Origin of the sequence: Hymenobacter sp. H14-R3 (genome assembly GCF_030063445.1) — a bacterium.
Taxonomy (GTDB): Bacteria; Bacteroidota; Bacteroidia; order Cytophagales; family Hymenobacteraceae; genus Hymenobacter.
The window spans coordinates 311,611-324,724 of the sequence record NZ_JASITD010000002.1; the positions used below are offsets into that span (position 1 = coordinate 311,611).

Annotated in this window: 15 protein-coding genes; 7 read left to right on the forward strand and 8 right to left on the reverse strand. The window is 64.2% G+C overall.

The window, feature by feature from the left end; genetic code table 11:
• Nucleotides 1-327 precede the first annotated feature (327 nt).
• The gene (locus QMK33_RS03365; RefSeq protein ID WP_283563133.1) at nucleotides 328-462 is read left to right on the forward strand and encodes a WCX domain-containing protein; all 135 of its coding nucleotides are present in this window, start codon (nucleotides 328-330) and stop codon (nucleotides 460-462) included.
• Here the strand turns inward: QMK33_RS03365 and QMK33_RS03370 are convergent.
• Nucleotides 459-1,073 carry a Uma2 family endonuclease gene (locus tag QMK33_RS03370; protein ID WP_283563134.1) on the reverse strand — a complete coding sequence of 205 codons (615 nt, stop codon included), beginning with the start codon at nucleotides 1,071-1,073 and terminating at the stop codon, nucleotides 459-461. The genes QMK33_RS03365 and QMK33_RS03370 overlap by 4 nt on opposite strands.
• Nucleotides 1,074-1,096: 23 nt before the next feature.
• Nucleotides 1,097-2,782 (reverse strand): ABC1 kinase family protein, encoded by a 1,686-nt coding sequence (locus QMK33_RS03375; RefSeq protein ID WP_283563135.1) that lies wholly within the window; start codon nucleotides 2,780-2,782, stop codon nucleotides 1,097-1,099.
• Nucleotides 2,783-2,954: 172 nt separating this feature from the next.
• Between QMK33_RS03375 and QMK33_RS03380 the strand changes: the two genes are divergently transcribed.
• On the forward strand, nucleotides 2,955-3,500 hold the full coding sequence (locus tag QMK33_RS03380; protein WP_283563136.1) for a DinB family protein: 546 nt from the start codon (nucleotides 2,955-2,957) through the stop codon (nucleotides 3,498-3,500).
• 154 nt (nucleotides 3,501-3,654) lie between these two features.
• Here the strand turns inward: QMK33_RS03380 and QMK33_RS03385 are convergent, their stop codons facing one another.
• A complete protein-coding gene (locus tag QMK33_RS03385) occupies nucleotides 3,655-4,065 on the reverse strand; it encodes an acyl-CoA thioesterase (protein ID WP_283563137.1) in 411 nt (136 codons plus the stop codon).
• Nucleotides 4,066-4,161: 96 nt separating this feature from the next.
• Nucleotides 4,162-4,914, reverse strand: a complete 753-nt coding sequence (locus tag QMK33_RS03390; RefSeq protein WP_283563138.1) for a class I SAM-dependent methyltransferase — start codon at nucleotides 4,912-4,914, stop codon at nucleotides 4,162-4,164.
• 92 nt (nucleotides 4,915-5,006) lie between these two features.
• Between QMK33_RS03390 and QMK33_RS03395 the strand changes: the two genes are divergently transcribed.
• Both QMK33_RS03395 and QMK33_RS03400 read left to right on the forward strand, forming a co-directional pair.
• Entirely contained in the window at nucleotides 5,007-5,162 is a 156-nt protein-coding gene (locus QMK33_RS03395) for a DUF2256 domain-containing protein (RefSeq protein ID WP_283563139.1), read from the forward strand.
• A 126-nt stretch (nucleotides 5,163-5,288) separates the two neighbouring features.
• The gene (locus QMK33_RS03400) at nucleotides 5,289-5,684 is read left to right on the forward strand and encodes a hypothetical protein (RefSeq protein WP_283563140.1); all 396 of its coding nucleotides are present in this window, start codon (nucleotides 5,289-5,291) and stop codon (nucleotides 5,682-5,684) included.
• A 33-nt stretch (nucleotides 5,685-5,717) separates the two neighbouring features.
• On the opposite strand, the gene QMK33_RS03405 is transcribed toward QMK33_RS03400, so the two are convergent.
• A complete protein-coding gene (locus QMK33_RS03405; RefSeq protein ID WP_283563141.1) occupies nucleotides 5,718-6,581 on the reverse strand; it encodes a molybdopterin-dependent oxidoreductase in 864 nt (287 codons plus the stop codon).
• Between the two features lie 231 nt (nucleotides 6,582-6,812).
• Nucleotides 6,813-7,523, reverse strand: coding sequence for a cytochrome b/b6 domain-containing protein (locus QMK33_RS03410; protein ID WP_283563142.1), 711 nt, complete (start codon nucleotides 7,521-7,523; stop codon nucleotides 6,813-6,815).
• A 240-nt stretch (nucleotides 7,524-7,763) separates the two neighbouring features.
• Between QMK33_RS03410 and QMK33_RS03415 the strand changes: the two genes are divergently transcribed.
• The 3 genes from QMK33_RS03415 to QMK33_RS03425 are packed head-to-tail and all read left to right on the forward strand — an operon-like array spanning nucleotide 7,764 to nucleotide 9,454.
• Nucleotides 7,764-8,543 carry a DUF1223 domain-containing protein gene (locus QMK33_RS03415; protein ID WP_283563143.1) on the forward strand — a complete coding sequence of 260 codons (780 nt, stop codon included), beginning with the start codon at nucleotides 7,764-7,766 and terminating at the stop codon, nucleotides 8,541-8,543.
• Between the two features lie 45 nt (nucleotides 8,544-8,588).
• The gene (locus QMK33_RS03420) at nucleotides 8,589-9,200 is read left to right on the forward strand and encodes a sigma-70 family RNA polymerase sigma factor (RefSeq protein ID WP_283563144.1); all 612 of its coding nucleotides are present in this window, start codon (nucleotides 8,589-8,591) and stop codon (nucleotides 9,198-9,200) included.
• Nucleotides 9,200-9,454: a hypothetical protein gene (locus tag QMK33_RS03425; protein WP_283563145.1), complete on the forward strand. Its 255-nt coding sequence runs from the start codon at nucleotides 9,200-9,202 to the stop codon at nucleotides 9,452-9,454. Before QMK33_RS03420 ends, QMK33_RS03425 begins: the two co-directional genes overlap by 1 nt.
• A gap of 12 nt (nucleotides 9,455-9,466) precedes the next feature.
• On the opposite strand, the gene QMK33_RS03430 is transcribed toward QMK33_RS03425, so the two are convergent.
• A complete protein-coding gene (locus tag QMK33_RS03430) occupies nucleotides 9,467-10,738 on the reverse strand; it encodes a metal-dependent hydrolase family protein (protein ID WP_283563146.1) in 1,272 nt (423 codons plus the stop codon).
• A 135-nt stretch (nucleotides 10,739-10,873) separates the two neighbouring features.
• Nucleotides 10,874-13,090 carry a penicillin acylase family protein gene (locus tag QMK33_RS03435; RefSeq protein WP_283563147.1) on the reverse strand — a complete coding sequence of 739 codons (2,217 nt, stop codon included), beginning with the start codon at nucleotides 13,088-13,090 and terminating at the stop codon, nucleotides 10,874-10,876.
• Between the last annotated feature and the right edge of the window lie 24 nt (nucleotides 13,091-13,114).

A 13,114-nucleotide genomic window follows, 5' to 3' on the forward strand; every position in this document is an offset into this window, starting at 1 on the left:
AAATCGCAGATTTAGACTGATTGCGCGGATTTCGCGGATTCGACCGGCGCAGGCGTGTCAGTTAGACAAAATAACGGCTTGGCGGCCGTTGGCGCGTGCCGGGCGCGGAAGAATAATTTTGGGGCCCAGTGAAAACGACGCGGTTTGGCGCGGTAAGTAGTCACCTTTGGAGCCTTCGGCATTGGGCTACTTGGTAACAGACCCACGGCCGCAAGATGCAGACCCGCAGGAAGTAGTAGCGCTATGCTCCCACACTGCACGCGTCGCAGCGGGTGCTGGTGCAAAGTGAGGACGAAATCCGACTGGCGCTACGCGTGTATCCTACCCATGAGCTGTCCATGGAACTACTTACTCAGCTACGGGCCGGAGGTGGAGGCGCTGGCCCCGGCCAGCCTGTGCGAGTGGGTGCGGGCGAGACACGCCGCAGCGGCAGCGCAGCAGCAACAGACAACGCCCAACTAATCGACGCCGTCAAAAATATCGGCCCACTCCAGCGTTAATTCCGACAGGGTGTGGCTGGGTATCGGGCCAGACTGCTCGTACGAATTTACCAGCACGTATTCCCCTTGCTCACTGCGCACGAAGGCCTGAATTATTTTATCGAGCGGGAAAACCAGCCAGTATTCCGTCACGTCGTTTTCGGCGTACAAATCAAATTTGGTGGCCGTGTCGAGGCACGCCGTGCTGGGCAAAATAATTTCGATAATCCAATCGGGCGCGCCCAGACAGCCGCGCGCGTCAATCTTGGCGGGGTCGCAGACTACGCACAGGTCGGGCTGCACCACCGTCCGAATCTGGGCATCGCCATTGCCCGAGCTGCGCAGCAGGCGTACATCGAAGGGCGCGGCAAAAGCCCGGCACTGCTTTCTTTTCAGGTGCACGTAAAGCTCACCGGATAAGTTACCAGAAATTATCTGGTGGGCCGAAACCGGGGCCGACATTTTCCGGAATATTTTTCCGCGGATTAATTCTACGTACTCGCTGAACTTCCAGCTCAGGTAGTCGGCGTAGGTGTACGACTGGCTCAAATCGAGCTGCGAAATGTCGGTAATCACGGGCCTCGTCGGGGTCATAGCTCCAAGTTACGGCAAAGCGCCTACTCACGCCGGGCGCGGCGCGGCAGCGTCAGCAGCAGCGTCAGAAACGCAGTAGCTCCGAGGCTGTACCAGGTGATAACGGGCAGGCCGCGGTAGTAGGGCATGGCGGCCGAATAATGGCCCAGCAGGCTCAGGCCCGCAAACAGCAGCGTACCCAGCGTGAGCAGGGCCAGGATGGTGCGCGTGACGAGGCGGTCGGCCACGCGCAGCAGGCTGGTGTAGCCGCTCAGCTCGACCTTCACGCGCAGCTCGCCTTTGCTGATTTTGCGCATGATTTGGCGCAGGTCGATGGGCAGCGTTTGCAGCAGGGCCAGCAGTTGGGTGCCCGTGTACTCGGCCTCGCTGAGGATGTTCTCGGGCGAGTACTGCTCGCGCAAAATCTTGGCCCCGTAGGGCCGCACAAACTCGAAGGTGTTGAAATTGGGGTGCAGCACCTTGCCGATACCTTCCAGGATAACCAGCGCCCGCAAAATGAGGAACACTGCGCCCGGTACTTGCAGCTTATACTGGTAGATGATGCCCTGGAGCGAATCAGCCAAGTCGTTCATACTCATGTCCTTAACGTCGAGCACCACGAAGTCTTCGATGAGCAGGCTGAGGTCGGCCTCGAAAGTGCGCATGTCGGGGATGTCGCTGCTGATGGCCAGGCGCCGGAAGTTGAGGGCCATGCTGCGCGCATCCTGCCGGGCCATACCAATGAACACGCCCGCGAAGGCGTATTTCTGCTGCTTGGTGAGCTTGCCCACCATACCAAAGTCGATGAGCACCAGCGTGCCATCGGGGCGCACCAGCACGTTGCCGGGGTGCGGGTCGGCGTGAAAAAACCCGAACTCGAATATCTGGGTCAGGTAGATGTCCATGCCCGTTTCGGCCACGGTTTCGGGGCTGAGGCCCCAGGCCAGCAGCTGGGCCTTATCAGTTATCTTACAGCCATTTACGAATTCGATAACCAGAATTTTGCTGGTGCTCAGCTCGCGGTAGGGCTTGGGGATGTAGAAGGTAGTGTAGCGCTCGTAGAGCTTGCGCAGCTGCTCCATGGCGCGGGCCTCGGAGGTGTAGTCCAGCTCCTTGGTCATGCTGCGCTCGAAGGCATCGACCACGTCCTGGGGATTGGCGAGGCCCTGGCCGCGCAAAAAGGTGGCCGTGAGGCGCACCAGCTCGTGCAGCAGGCGCAGGTCGCCCTCCACTTTTTCGCGCACGCCGGGGCGCTGGATTTTCACCACTACTTCTTCGCCGCTGGGTAGCCGCGCCCGGTGCACCTGCCCGATGCTGGCCGAGCCAATCGGCTCATCATCAAACGCTGCGAATACTTCGGCCAGCGGGCGGCCCAGCTCGGCTTCGATAATCTGGCGCGCCTCCTCCACCGGGAAGGGCGGCACGTTGCTTTGCAGCTTCTCAAACTCGTCGATGAGGGCCTGGGGCAGCAGGTCGGCGCGGTTGCTCAGGGCCTGGGCCAGCTTGATGAAGGTGGGACCCAACTCCTCGATTATCAAGCGGATACGCTCCCAACGCGTAGTTTGAAACACGGGGCGCTCGTCGGCTTCGAGCCAGCGCAGGCGGCGGCTCTGGCTCACGAGGCGGCGCAGGGGCGTGGTGGTTACCACGTCTTCGAAGCCGTAGCGCAGCAGCACTTCGGCCACCTGCCGGATGCGCGTGAGGTTGGAAATCGTATTTTTAAAAATCACGGGACGAGCGACTTAGAGCAGGTGAGCGGCCGGCGGGCCGGGGGTTGCACGAATTTTGCAGGCCAGCGTACACGCCGTTTTGCAACGCCAGCGGCTTGCCGCTGCCCGCCCGCCCAGTGCTTACCTTTTAGCCAAATCTACGCCTCTCCCACCCCACCCGCCCACGCCACCCATGACCAACCGCCTGCACGTCGTATTTGAGCAGCTCGACCGCGCCACCGAAAACGCCCTGGCCTCGGCCGAGGCGCTGGGGCCGCGCGCCTACACCCACCCGGTGCCCGGCCAGTGGGCGGCGGCCCAGGTGATTCACCACCTGCTCACGGCCGAAAAAAGCATCGCCGGTGCGCTGCGCCGCACCCTGGCCTCGGACAACAGCAAGTGGCAGCTATCCAAGGCCAAGCACCGGCTGCGGGCCACGCTGCTGCGGCTGGCCCTGCGCCTGCCGGGCCTCAGGTTTAAGGTGCCGCCCACCCTGCCGCCGCCGCCCGACCCTACCACCATTGCGCCCCTGCCCGAACTGCGCGCCGAGTGGGCCAGCATCCGGCGCGATTTGGAACAGGTGCTGCACGAGTTTCCGGGTACCAAGCTGAACCACACCGTATTCCGGCATCCGCGCGCCGGCTGGCTCACCTTGGGCCAAACGATAAATTCGGTGCTCGACCATACGCTGCACCACCAGCAGCAGCTTAACCGTATTAGTAAGGTGCTGAGTAAATAAGCGGTAAATGGGTAGGTGAGTAAAAAAGAACGTCATGCTGAGCCTGCCGAAGCATCTCTACCACGCCGTGAGGATTAGCAACCTAGCGGCGTGGTAGAGATGCTTCACTGCGTTCAGCATGACGTTTTTTTTACTCACTTACTCACCTACCCACTTACTCCTCCCCCACGGCCAGCGCCTGGGCCAAATCAGTAGGCGGCACGGTGAGCTTGCGGCGGTCGAGGTCGAGCCAGGCGCCATCGACTTCGACGGTGGCGGCCACGCGGCCATCGGCTTTGTAGATGGTGTGCAGGATGGTCCAGCGGGAGCCGTCGGGCGCGGCGGCCGTTACGCGGCCCTCTACCCGAGTGCGCTCGCCGCCGTGCAGCTCCTTGAGAAACTTGGTTTCTTCGCGAAACAGGATGGGGCCGAGCCGCAGTTCGCCGAAGCGCCGGATGTCGTAGCCGATGGTGGCTAGCCACTGCACGCGCTGGTCGGCGGCAAAATCGGCGTAGGCCGAGTGGCGCATGTGGCCGTTGGGGTCCAGCTCGGCCCAGCGTACGGTATATTCTTGCTCGTGAGTCATTTATAGTCTTTTTTAATTATCAAACTTAGGCAAAGCCGTTCGTCATTGCGAGCGCAACGCAGTGGAGCGCGGCAAGGACGAACGGCTTTGCCTAACTTAATCAATGGCTGGCTCGAAGCCGCCTACTACGGTGAGGCGCACCAGGTACTGGCCGCCCTCGTCTTCGCCCAGAAACTCGGCTTCGTAGCCGGCGGCGCGGGCTGCGTCTTCCAGCAGCGAGGCGTCGATGAAAAGCCAGGGAAACGGCTCGCCGGCCTGGTCCTTGTACTGAAAAGTGTACGCAACCTCGCCGTAGTACGGGCCGTTGAGGTTGAACACCAGCGCGCCCTCCTCGTCCTCGTAGAGGTAGCTGATGTCGGACGACGTGGCCAGAATCTGGCCATCGGGCGCGAGCAGGGTGCGGGCGTGCACCAGAAATTTATCGAGGCCTTCGAGGGTGCCGGCCAGGCCGAGGCCGTTCATCAGCATCAGGATGGTGTCGTAGGGGCGCTCGCTGGCAGTGCGGGGCGCGAAGATGTCGTGGCAGGCTACTTCGCGCACGCCGCGGGCCTGCATCACCTGCACTGCCCCAGCCGAGTGGTCGATGGCGCGCACGTCGGCAAAGCCGCGGCTTTGCAGCTCCAGGGCGTGGCAGCCCGCGCCGGCCCCCAGGTCGAGCACGCGGCCGCGGCACTCGTCGAGGGCCTGGCGCTCTAGCTCGGGCATGGCCAGCAGGGTGCGGAAAAAGTAGGCGGCGGGCAGGGGCTCGTCATCGGCGGCGCTGCACTGCACGGTGAGGGCGGCGGCGTGCTGGCCGTGCTGGTAGTCGAGCAGGGCTTGGCCAATAAGGTCGGGGGCGTGGTGGGGCATAGGAGAGGATGGCCGGTGACGCGCGTTTGAACGTAAACAGCGCCGGGCCGGCCGCCAAAGGTCCGGCAGCTTTTCGTTTTCATCCTCGCCCCATGGCTGCTTCCCAGAAAAAAGGTCAGCTTCCCACCAAAATCTGCGTCACTTGCGGCCTGCCTTTCGAGTACCGCAAGAAGTGGCGCAACAACTGGGCGGAGGTGAAATATTGCAGCGAAAGGTGCCAGCGCAACAAGCCGGCCACCCCCGCTTAATTGAGCGTCATGCTGGCGGCAGGAAGCAGTTCGCTCGCAGCACCGAACGGTTGAGTTGGTGCCGTCAGCATGACGTTCTTATGTTTCTCGTTGCTCCTCTGTCTAATTACCCCTTAACAAAGAATAATGGCCTCCAACCTCGACTACCTCAGCCCCGACCTCCAACCGCTCGTTGAAAAAGTAGAAGCGTACCTCGTGGCCAAAGAGGACCTGCGCAAGCTCACCGTGGCCGACCTCAACGAAGCCGCGCACGATGCGGCCGTGGCTACCTCGGCCGCCGAGTTTGAGCAGCGCCCGCCCACCGGCTCGTTCGACCAGCACGCCGACGAGCTAGCCCAGCGCCGCCTCGATGCCCAGGCCGACCTCAATGGCCTCACCCAGGATATTATGGCGCTGCTGCCCACCCGCAACGAGTGGGTGAAAGTGAACCTCGGCTACGGCCCCAGCCGCGTAGGCGCCTGGAGCGTACCCAACGCCCAGAGTACCAACGCCGAACACTACGAGCTGCGGGTGGTAATGTAATTCAGTTGGCGGGAGGACTTACGCTAAGTAAACTCAATGTCCCGCGTCCCAGTCGTAACCTAGTTCGGCCCAGTAGTCGGCGGGGCGGACGTCGGCGAAGGCGATAGTACCGATGCGCTTGAGGTGCTTGATACCGTACTTGAGGGGCGTGACGAGGCGCAGCGGCGCGCCGTGCGCTATGCTCAGGGGCTGCCCGTTTATCTCGTAGCAGAGCAGCGTTTGGGGATGAATGGCGCTGTGCATATCGAGGCCCACGTAATATTTTTCGTCGGGCGTGACGAGGCTGACGTAGGGCGCCAGGTCGGCGGGCGGGTTGGCTATGTCCCTGATGGGCTGGCCGCTGCGGCTGGCCAGCGGGTACTTGGCCAGGAAATCAGCGAAGCGCGTACCGGCCCAGTTCACCACAATGCTCCAGCCCTCGATGCACTTGAGCTGGGTCGTCATCTCAATGCGAGGCAGGGCTTTGATGTCGGCCAAAGTGAACTCCTGGGCCGGGCCGCCGCCGTAGGGCTGCACCCGCAAGCGCCAGGCCCCCAGGTCGATAGCCGATTGCAGGCCGGCGGTACCGTTGGTGCGCACCTGGGCCACGCCCTGGCTTTTGGCAAACTCGGGGGCCAGCCGCGTTTCGCGGAAATAGGCGGCCGAGAGGCGGCCGTTGGCATCGAGTACGCGCCGGAAGGGCAGCGGCGTGCCTTCGGCATCGGGCCGGTTGAGCAGGTAGCGCCAGCCCAGCACACCGCCCAGCCCGGCCAGCCCCAGGCCGATAAACGAGCGCCGGGTGCGGCGCGTAGCCTCGCGGTCGAGGGCCGAGCCGGGAGGCAGCGTCAGGTCCTGGCCATCGGGCGATACGTGCGGCGGAATGGGGTTGTCGGCGGGGGGCTTTACTTCCAGAGCCATACTACTAGTACGTTAATTTATTTATTATCAACACATTAACCAGGATAATTCGCTGGTCCGCCGGCGCAAGCCGGCCGACTAGTTGTCGTTGCAGGCGGCGGGCTTAAACTTGCTTCACCCAGCAAACACGGCGGGCTTAAACTTGCTTCACCCAGCGAATACACCACGCTTAACAACGACAATCGGTTGGCCGGCTTGCGCCGGCGGACCGGGGCCGGCTGGCCAGCAACGCTAAGCCTTGGCATCGGGGTCGCGCTGGGCCAGCATACTGCCAGTGACACCAGCAGCGGGCACGTCTTCAATCTCAAAGCCGGCTACCATAGAGCGGAAGTTATTCCAGCCGGCGCGGCCCACCTGCGCCACGTGCACCACAAAAAACAGCACGTAGCCCACCGTGAGCAAAAAGTGCTGCACGCGGGCCGCCTCGTAGCCGCCCAGCGTCTGGGTGAGCCAGCCAAACTGCGTGGGCTTGTAGATGGCCAGGCCCGTCAGCAACGAGCCTATTCCCATGATTACCACGGCGGTATAGGCGATGCGCTGGGCCCCGTTGTACTTCTGCACCAGCGGGGCGGTTTTGCGCAGGCCCAGGTCGTGCAAGGTCACCTCGATGGCTTCGCGGAAGGAGTGGCGGTTGGGCAGCAGGTAGCGCCACTCGCCCGACACTAATGTGTAACCTACGTATAATAAGCCATTTATGAAAAACACCCACATCAGCATGAAGTGCCAGGCCATGCCCTGCGCCAGCTTGTGGTCGAGGTGGGTGGCGGCGTAGAACGACTGCGGGAAGAACTTGTAGAGCGTGGTAGAGCCCCAGCCAATGCGGTAAATATCATTGGCCCAATATATCCACAGGCCGCTCCATATCATGAGCATGAGCACGGGGAAATTGACCCAGTGAAACCAGCGGATAGCTAGCGGATGTTTCTCAACTAGTTTTTTCATACAAAAGCGAAAAGCGGGTGCGCTACTACGAATGTAAGCCGCTACCCAAGCAAGACCGGGCGCGGGCTGGTAGCCGCTGGCCCTGGGGCAGACGCGGCGACGCGGCGGGTCTTACATCGGAAACCTTCTTTTTTATTTATAACCGGCCAGACGCAGCTTATGTGTAAGGATGGGGCACCATCGGCGTCTAGCCAAACCGGCGGCCCACGGGTGGCCAGTCATCATTTTAGCGTTAGCCGTATGAAAATGCTGTTTGCAAGTATTGGCGGGCTGCTGAGCCTGGCCGGATTTACCACGCTGGGGCCGGCGGTGAGCCCTAGCCCGGCGCGCACGCCCGTGGTGGTAGAGCTGTTTACCTCGGAGGGCTGCTCCAGCTGCCCGAGCGCCGACGCCACCCTGCGTGAGCTGGAAAGCAGCCAGCCCGTGCCGGGGGCCGAGATAATCGCGCTCGGCCAGCACGTCGATTACTGGAACCGGCTCGGCTGGCAGGATGCCTTTTCGGCCCCGGCCTACACGGCGCGGCAGGGCCAGTACGCCGCCCACTTCGGCAGTGGCTCCTACACGCCCCAGGCGGTGGTGCAGGGCCGCGAAGAGCTGGTAGGCAGCCGCCGCGCCGACCTGCTGGCGGCCATTGGCCGCGCGGCCAAGGCCCCCCAGGCCCAGGTGCGCCTGAGCGGGGGCCGCGACGGCCAGCCGCTGCGCGTGCAAGTAACGGAGCTGCCCACCGGCATTGGCCCAGCGCAGGTAGTGCTGTTCGTGACCGAAAGCGGCCTCTCTACGCAGGTGGGGCGGGGCGAAAACGCGGGCCAGCTGCTGCGCCACGCCACCGTGGTACGCAGCCTGCGCCCGCTGGGCGAGGTGCCCGCTACGGGCACCTTCGAGGCGGCCCCCACCCTGGCGCTGGCCGCCGGCTGGAACCCCGCCCACCTGCGGGCCGTGGTACTGGTGCAGGCGGTGCGCACCCGGCAAGTGGTAGGCGTGGGCACGCTGGCGCTGGGCGAGGGTGCACGGGCGCAGTAGCGCCGGCAAACCAGCGCGTTACTTGCGGCACCAACCCCTTCTTTCGTGGCCGACTCTGCTGCTCACTCGCTTGACCCATCCCGGTGGCCCGACCGCTACGGGGCTGATTTGTACCGCTTTGCCTACCGGCGCGTGCGGGAAGCTGAGGCGGCAGCCGAGCTGGTGCAGGAAACGTTTTTGAGTGCGCTGGCGGCCCGCGCTGGCTTTCGGGGCGAGGCGTCGGAGCGCAGTTGGCTGTTCGTGATTTTACGGCACAAGCTGGTGGATTTTTATCGCCAGCTAGCGCGCCGGGCGGCAGTAGAACAAGCCGACTCCGCCCCCGAGGACCACGAAACGGCCGAGCCGCTCTTTGGCCCGGATGGCCACTGGCTGGCGGCCCAGGCCCCGCAGGCCTGGCCCCCGGCCCACGATGCCTTGGAGCAGCAGGAGCTGCAACGGATTTTGGCGGCCTGCCAGCAGCGGCTACCGGCGCGCCAGCAGCTGGTGTTTGCCCGCCGCTTCGTGGAGGAAATTCCGGCCGCCGACATCTGCCAGGAGCTGGCGCTATCGGCGGCCAACTTCTGGGTATTGGTGCACCGCGCCAAGCTCAGCCTGCGCCAGTGCCTGGAGCGCCACTGGCTGGCGGCCCCGCCCCTACCCACCTCTTCCCCAAGCTGATGCTACTCCCTGCTTTTGTGCGCGACTGCCGCACGGCCACGCGCCTCATCGAGCGCCGGGCCGCGGCCACCCTGCGGCCCGGCGAGCGCCTGCGCCTGTGGGCCCACCTGCGCCTGTGCGTGTATTGCCGGCGCTACGAGGCCCAAAGCCGGCTATTGGCGCGCCTCGCCCCGCACAGCCCAGAGCCGTTTACACCCGCTACCGCAGCCATGAAAGCGCAGTGGCAGGACCAGATTACGCAGGCGCTCCGGTAGGGCAGCTACTACTCAGGGCTGCTTATAAAGCACGCCGCCCTTCAGCACGAGGCGCACCTGGCGCAGGGCCTGCACCTGCTGGGTGGGGTTGCCGGCCACGGCCACGAGGTCGGCGAGCAGGCCGGGCGCAATGCGGCCCCGGTCGGCGAGGTGGAAAATGCGGGCGTTGCCGCTGGTGGCCTGGCGCAGCACTTCGAGGGGCGTGAGGCCGTAGTCCTGCACCAACAGCTCCATTTCGAGGGCATTGTCGCCGTGCGGAAACACGCCCACGTCGCCACCCATGGCCAACATGACGCCGGCCTGGCGGGCGGCCTGCACGGCGCGGTGCTTCTCCACAATGCGCTGGGGGTCGGGGCCCTGGCCCTTTTTCCAGCCCTTGTAGCGCGAAATGGCGTCGGAGGCGGCCACCGTAGGGCACAGGGCCACGCCACGCTGCTTCATGAGGCGGAAGACTTCGGGCGTGCCGCCGTCGCCGTGCTCAATGGTTTCGACGCCGGCCAGCGTGGCGCGGCGCATGCCCTCGGCGGTGCTGGCGTGGGCCACCACGCCGCGCCCGGCCGAGCGGGCCGTTTGCACAATCAGCGTCAGCTCTTCCTGCGAAAAAGTGGGCTCGGGCGCGTTGTTCAGCCCCCAGCGGTAGTCGGCGTACACCTTGATAACGTCGGCCCCGTGGCCAATTTGCTCGCGCACGGCCCGCACAATGCCATCTACGCCATCGGCTTCCTGCGCACCCTGGGGCAGGTCCTCCACGGCGGCCAGGTGGGGGCCGTAGCTACCGGTGGCGACCAGCGCCCGGGTAGCCACCAGTAGCCGCGGGCCGGGGATAATACCCTGGTCAATAGCCATTTTCAACCCCACATCGGCGTAGCCCGCACCCTCGGTGCCCAGGTCGCGGGCCGTGGTGAAGCCGGCTTGCAGCGTGCGCTGGGCGTGCACGGTGGCGCGGGCCACGCGCAGGGCCTGCGGCTCGGTGAGCACCTGGTCGTTCCAGCTGGTTTCGTTGTAGGGGTGCAGCAGCAGGTGCGAATGGCCCTCGATGAGGCCCGGCAGCAGCGTGAGGCCGGGCAGCTCCAGGGTGCGCGCGCCGGCCGGGGCGGCCAGCTGCGCGGCCGGGCCGGCGGCGGTTATCTTCTCGCCTTCGACCAGCACGGCCCAGCCGGGGTGCAGGTCCTGGCCGTCGAACACGGCGGCGGGGTGCAGGAGCAGGGCCGAGGTTTGGGCGCGGCTGAATACTGGCGTTAATAACCAGAAAACCAATGCATTAATAATTATAAATTTAGGCATAGGGGCTAGGTTTGAGGCGCTTATGACAAGTAGCGCGAAGCTTCCGCTTCGTGCGCGAGCACAGCGAGCAGGCGGTATCGCACGGCGCGCATAGCGAGGCGCGCTGCGCTCGCGCACGAAAGCGGAAGCTTCGCGCTACTCGCCCAGCCGGTACTGCTTTTCGACGTGCTTTTGCACATCCTCGGGGTAAAACCACACGTCCTTAAACTGGCCTTCGCAGTAAAGCGGGGCCTGGTCGGTGAAGTGCTTGTCGCCGGGGCGGCTGGCCTGGCCGCCCGTTACCACGGAGCGGGCCACCACGCGGGGGCCAAACTCGACCACCGCCACAAAGCTGTTGCCTATGCCGCCGTAGCGCTTTTTGGTGCCGGGGTAGGTGTGCGCGCCAAACGCGGCCAGCGAGCCCCAGGCCGACGACGTGAAGGCCACCGGGCGGCTCGGCTGCTGGTCATCAAAGGTTTCGTCGATGCGGCCGGTGAGGCGCTGGTAGCGGTTGACCTCGCCCCACGGCACCTGCCACTTGCCGAAGTCGCGGGTGAGCTCGGCCAGGGTTTCGCTCAGGGCCTGGGCCTTCTCATCGGGCGCGGTGTGCTCAATGAGGAAGTTGGTAAAGCTAATGTAATCAGTGGCTTGGCCGGCCGGCACGCGGGGGCGGGCCAGCCGCTGCAAGCGCTCGGCCCAGTAGATGGCCAGCGTTTGGGCCACCGAGGTTTGGCTGTAATTCAGGTTCCAGGCGCGTAGTATGGGCAGGGCTTTTTCGACCCCGGCGGGCAGCGTGCCGCCCGGCTCGTCGAGCAGTAGCTGGCAGTCGCGCAGCAGCGAGGGCAGCAGCTTTTCGAAGCCGGCCAGGTGCGGGTCGTTGGCGGCGGCAATGAGCGTATCGAGGGTGAAGACCTTTTTGCGGCTCAGCACGCGCACCGCGTTAATGCCCCGGTAGTTCTCGGCATCGGGAGCCATGTAGCTGGGGTACTGCGCTTTGGCGGGGCTGCTAGTGGGGCCGGCCACGGTGTAGGGCGTCGAGTTGCAGTTTTGGATGAAGCCGCTGGCGGGGTTGCGCACCTGCACCAGCTCCTCCACTTTGTGCAGGCCCTGCCACTCGGTGGCTTTGAGGCTGCCATCGACGGGCTGGCTGAAGTCGTAGCCGGCGGAGCGGCGGGGCATGAAGTTGCCGTGCCAGTAGGCGATAGTGCCCTGGTTATCAGCAAACACCGTGTTGTTGGAGGCGTTGCCGTTGAGGCGCATCACCTTTTGAAAGCCGGCGTAGTCGTGGGCCTTGGTGCGCAGGTAGCTCTGCTCCAGGGCTTCGAGGGGCGTGTCCATCATCTTCACGGTCAGCCACTTCTCCCCTACCTTGCCTACCACCGGGCCGTGGGGCGTGCGGTAGGTGGTGAAGGTGCGCCGCTGCCGCCGGCCATCCTTCAGGTAAACCAATGACAACGTATCAGTTACCACGGGCAGCTGCTGGCCTTCATATTGATACACGAACTTGCCGGCCTGCTCGGTTACCGTTTCGAGGTACTCGTCCATCGAGTCGGCCTGGCTGGAGGTGTGCATCCAACCGCATTTCTCGTTAAATCCCTGGTAAATAAAGAATTGCCCCCACGTAACGGCCCCGTAGGCGTTGAGGCCGGCGGCGCTGGTCATCTGCACCTCCAAGCGAAAGTAGAACGAAGTGTGCGGGTTGATGAGCAGCAGCGGGTGGCCGCTGGCGCTTTTGGCGGGCGCAATGGCGAAGCCGTTGGAGCCGGTCGGCTCGTCGTCGGCTTGCTCAAAGGCCAGCCGCGTTTCCGCTTTAGGCGGCTGATACGAGGTCCCTTTTTGCTGGCTATAGAACGCCTTGAGGCGCTCCAGGGGCACCACGCTCACGTTGCCCCCAATGCTGCCCTCGCTGAAGAGTAGCGGCATCCAGGGCTGGAAGCGGTGCAGCAGCCGGGGCCGCACCGCGGGGTGGGTGGCCAGGTAGTAGTTGGTACCGTCGGCAAAGGCGTGCAGCAGGTCCTTCATCCAGCGGGGGCTGCGGTTGTAAATGCCCACCGCCCGCGTTGAATCCAGAAACAGCCGCTGGCGCAAATCCTCGTAGAGGGCGGCCTCGCCCCGCACTTCGGCCTGTCGGCCCAGCGCAGTGAGGTAGTTGTCCTCGACGCGCGCAAAATCGTCCTCACACTGCGAGTAGAGCAGGCCAAAAACCGCGTCGGCATCGGTTTTGCCCGTGATGTGGGGCACGCCCCAGGTATCGCGGGTGATACTGACGCGCCGGGCCTGCTGCTGCCAGCGGGACATTTCGGCGGGCGTAAAAGCCTGGGCGTTAGCCTCCCCAGCGGCCAGCAACAACAGGAGCGTAGTAAGTTTGTGCATCAGCTAATGTCTTGAGCTAGTAGC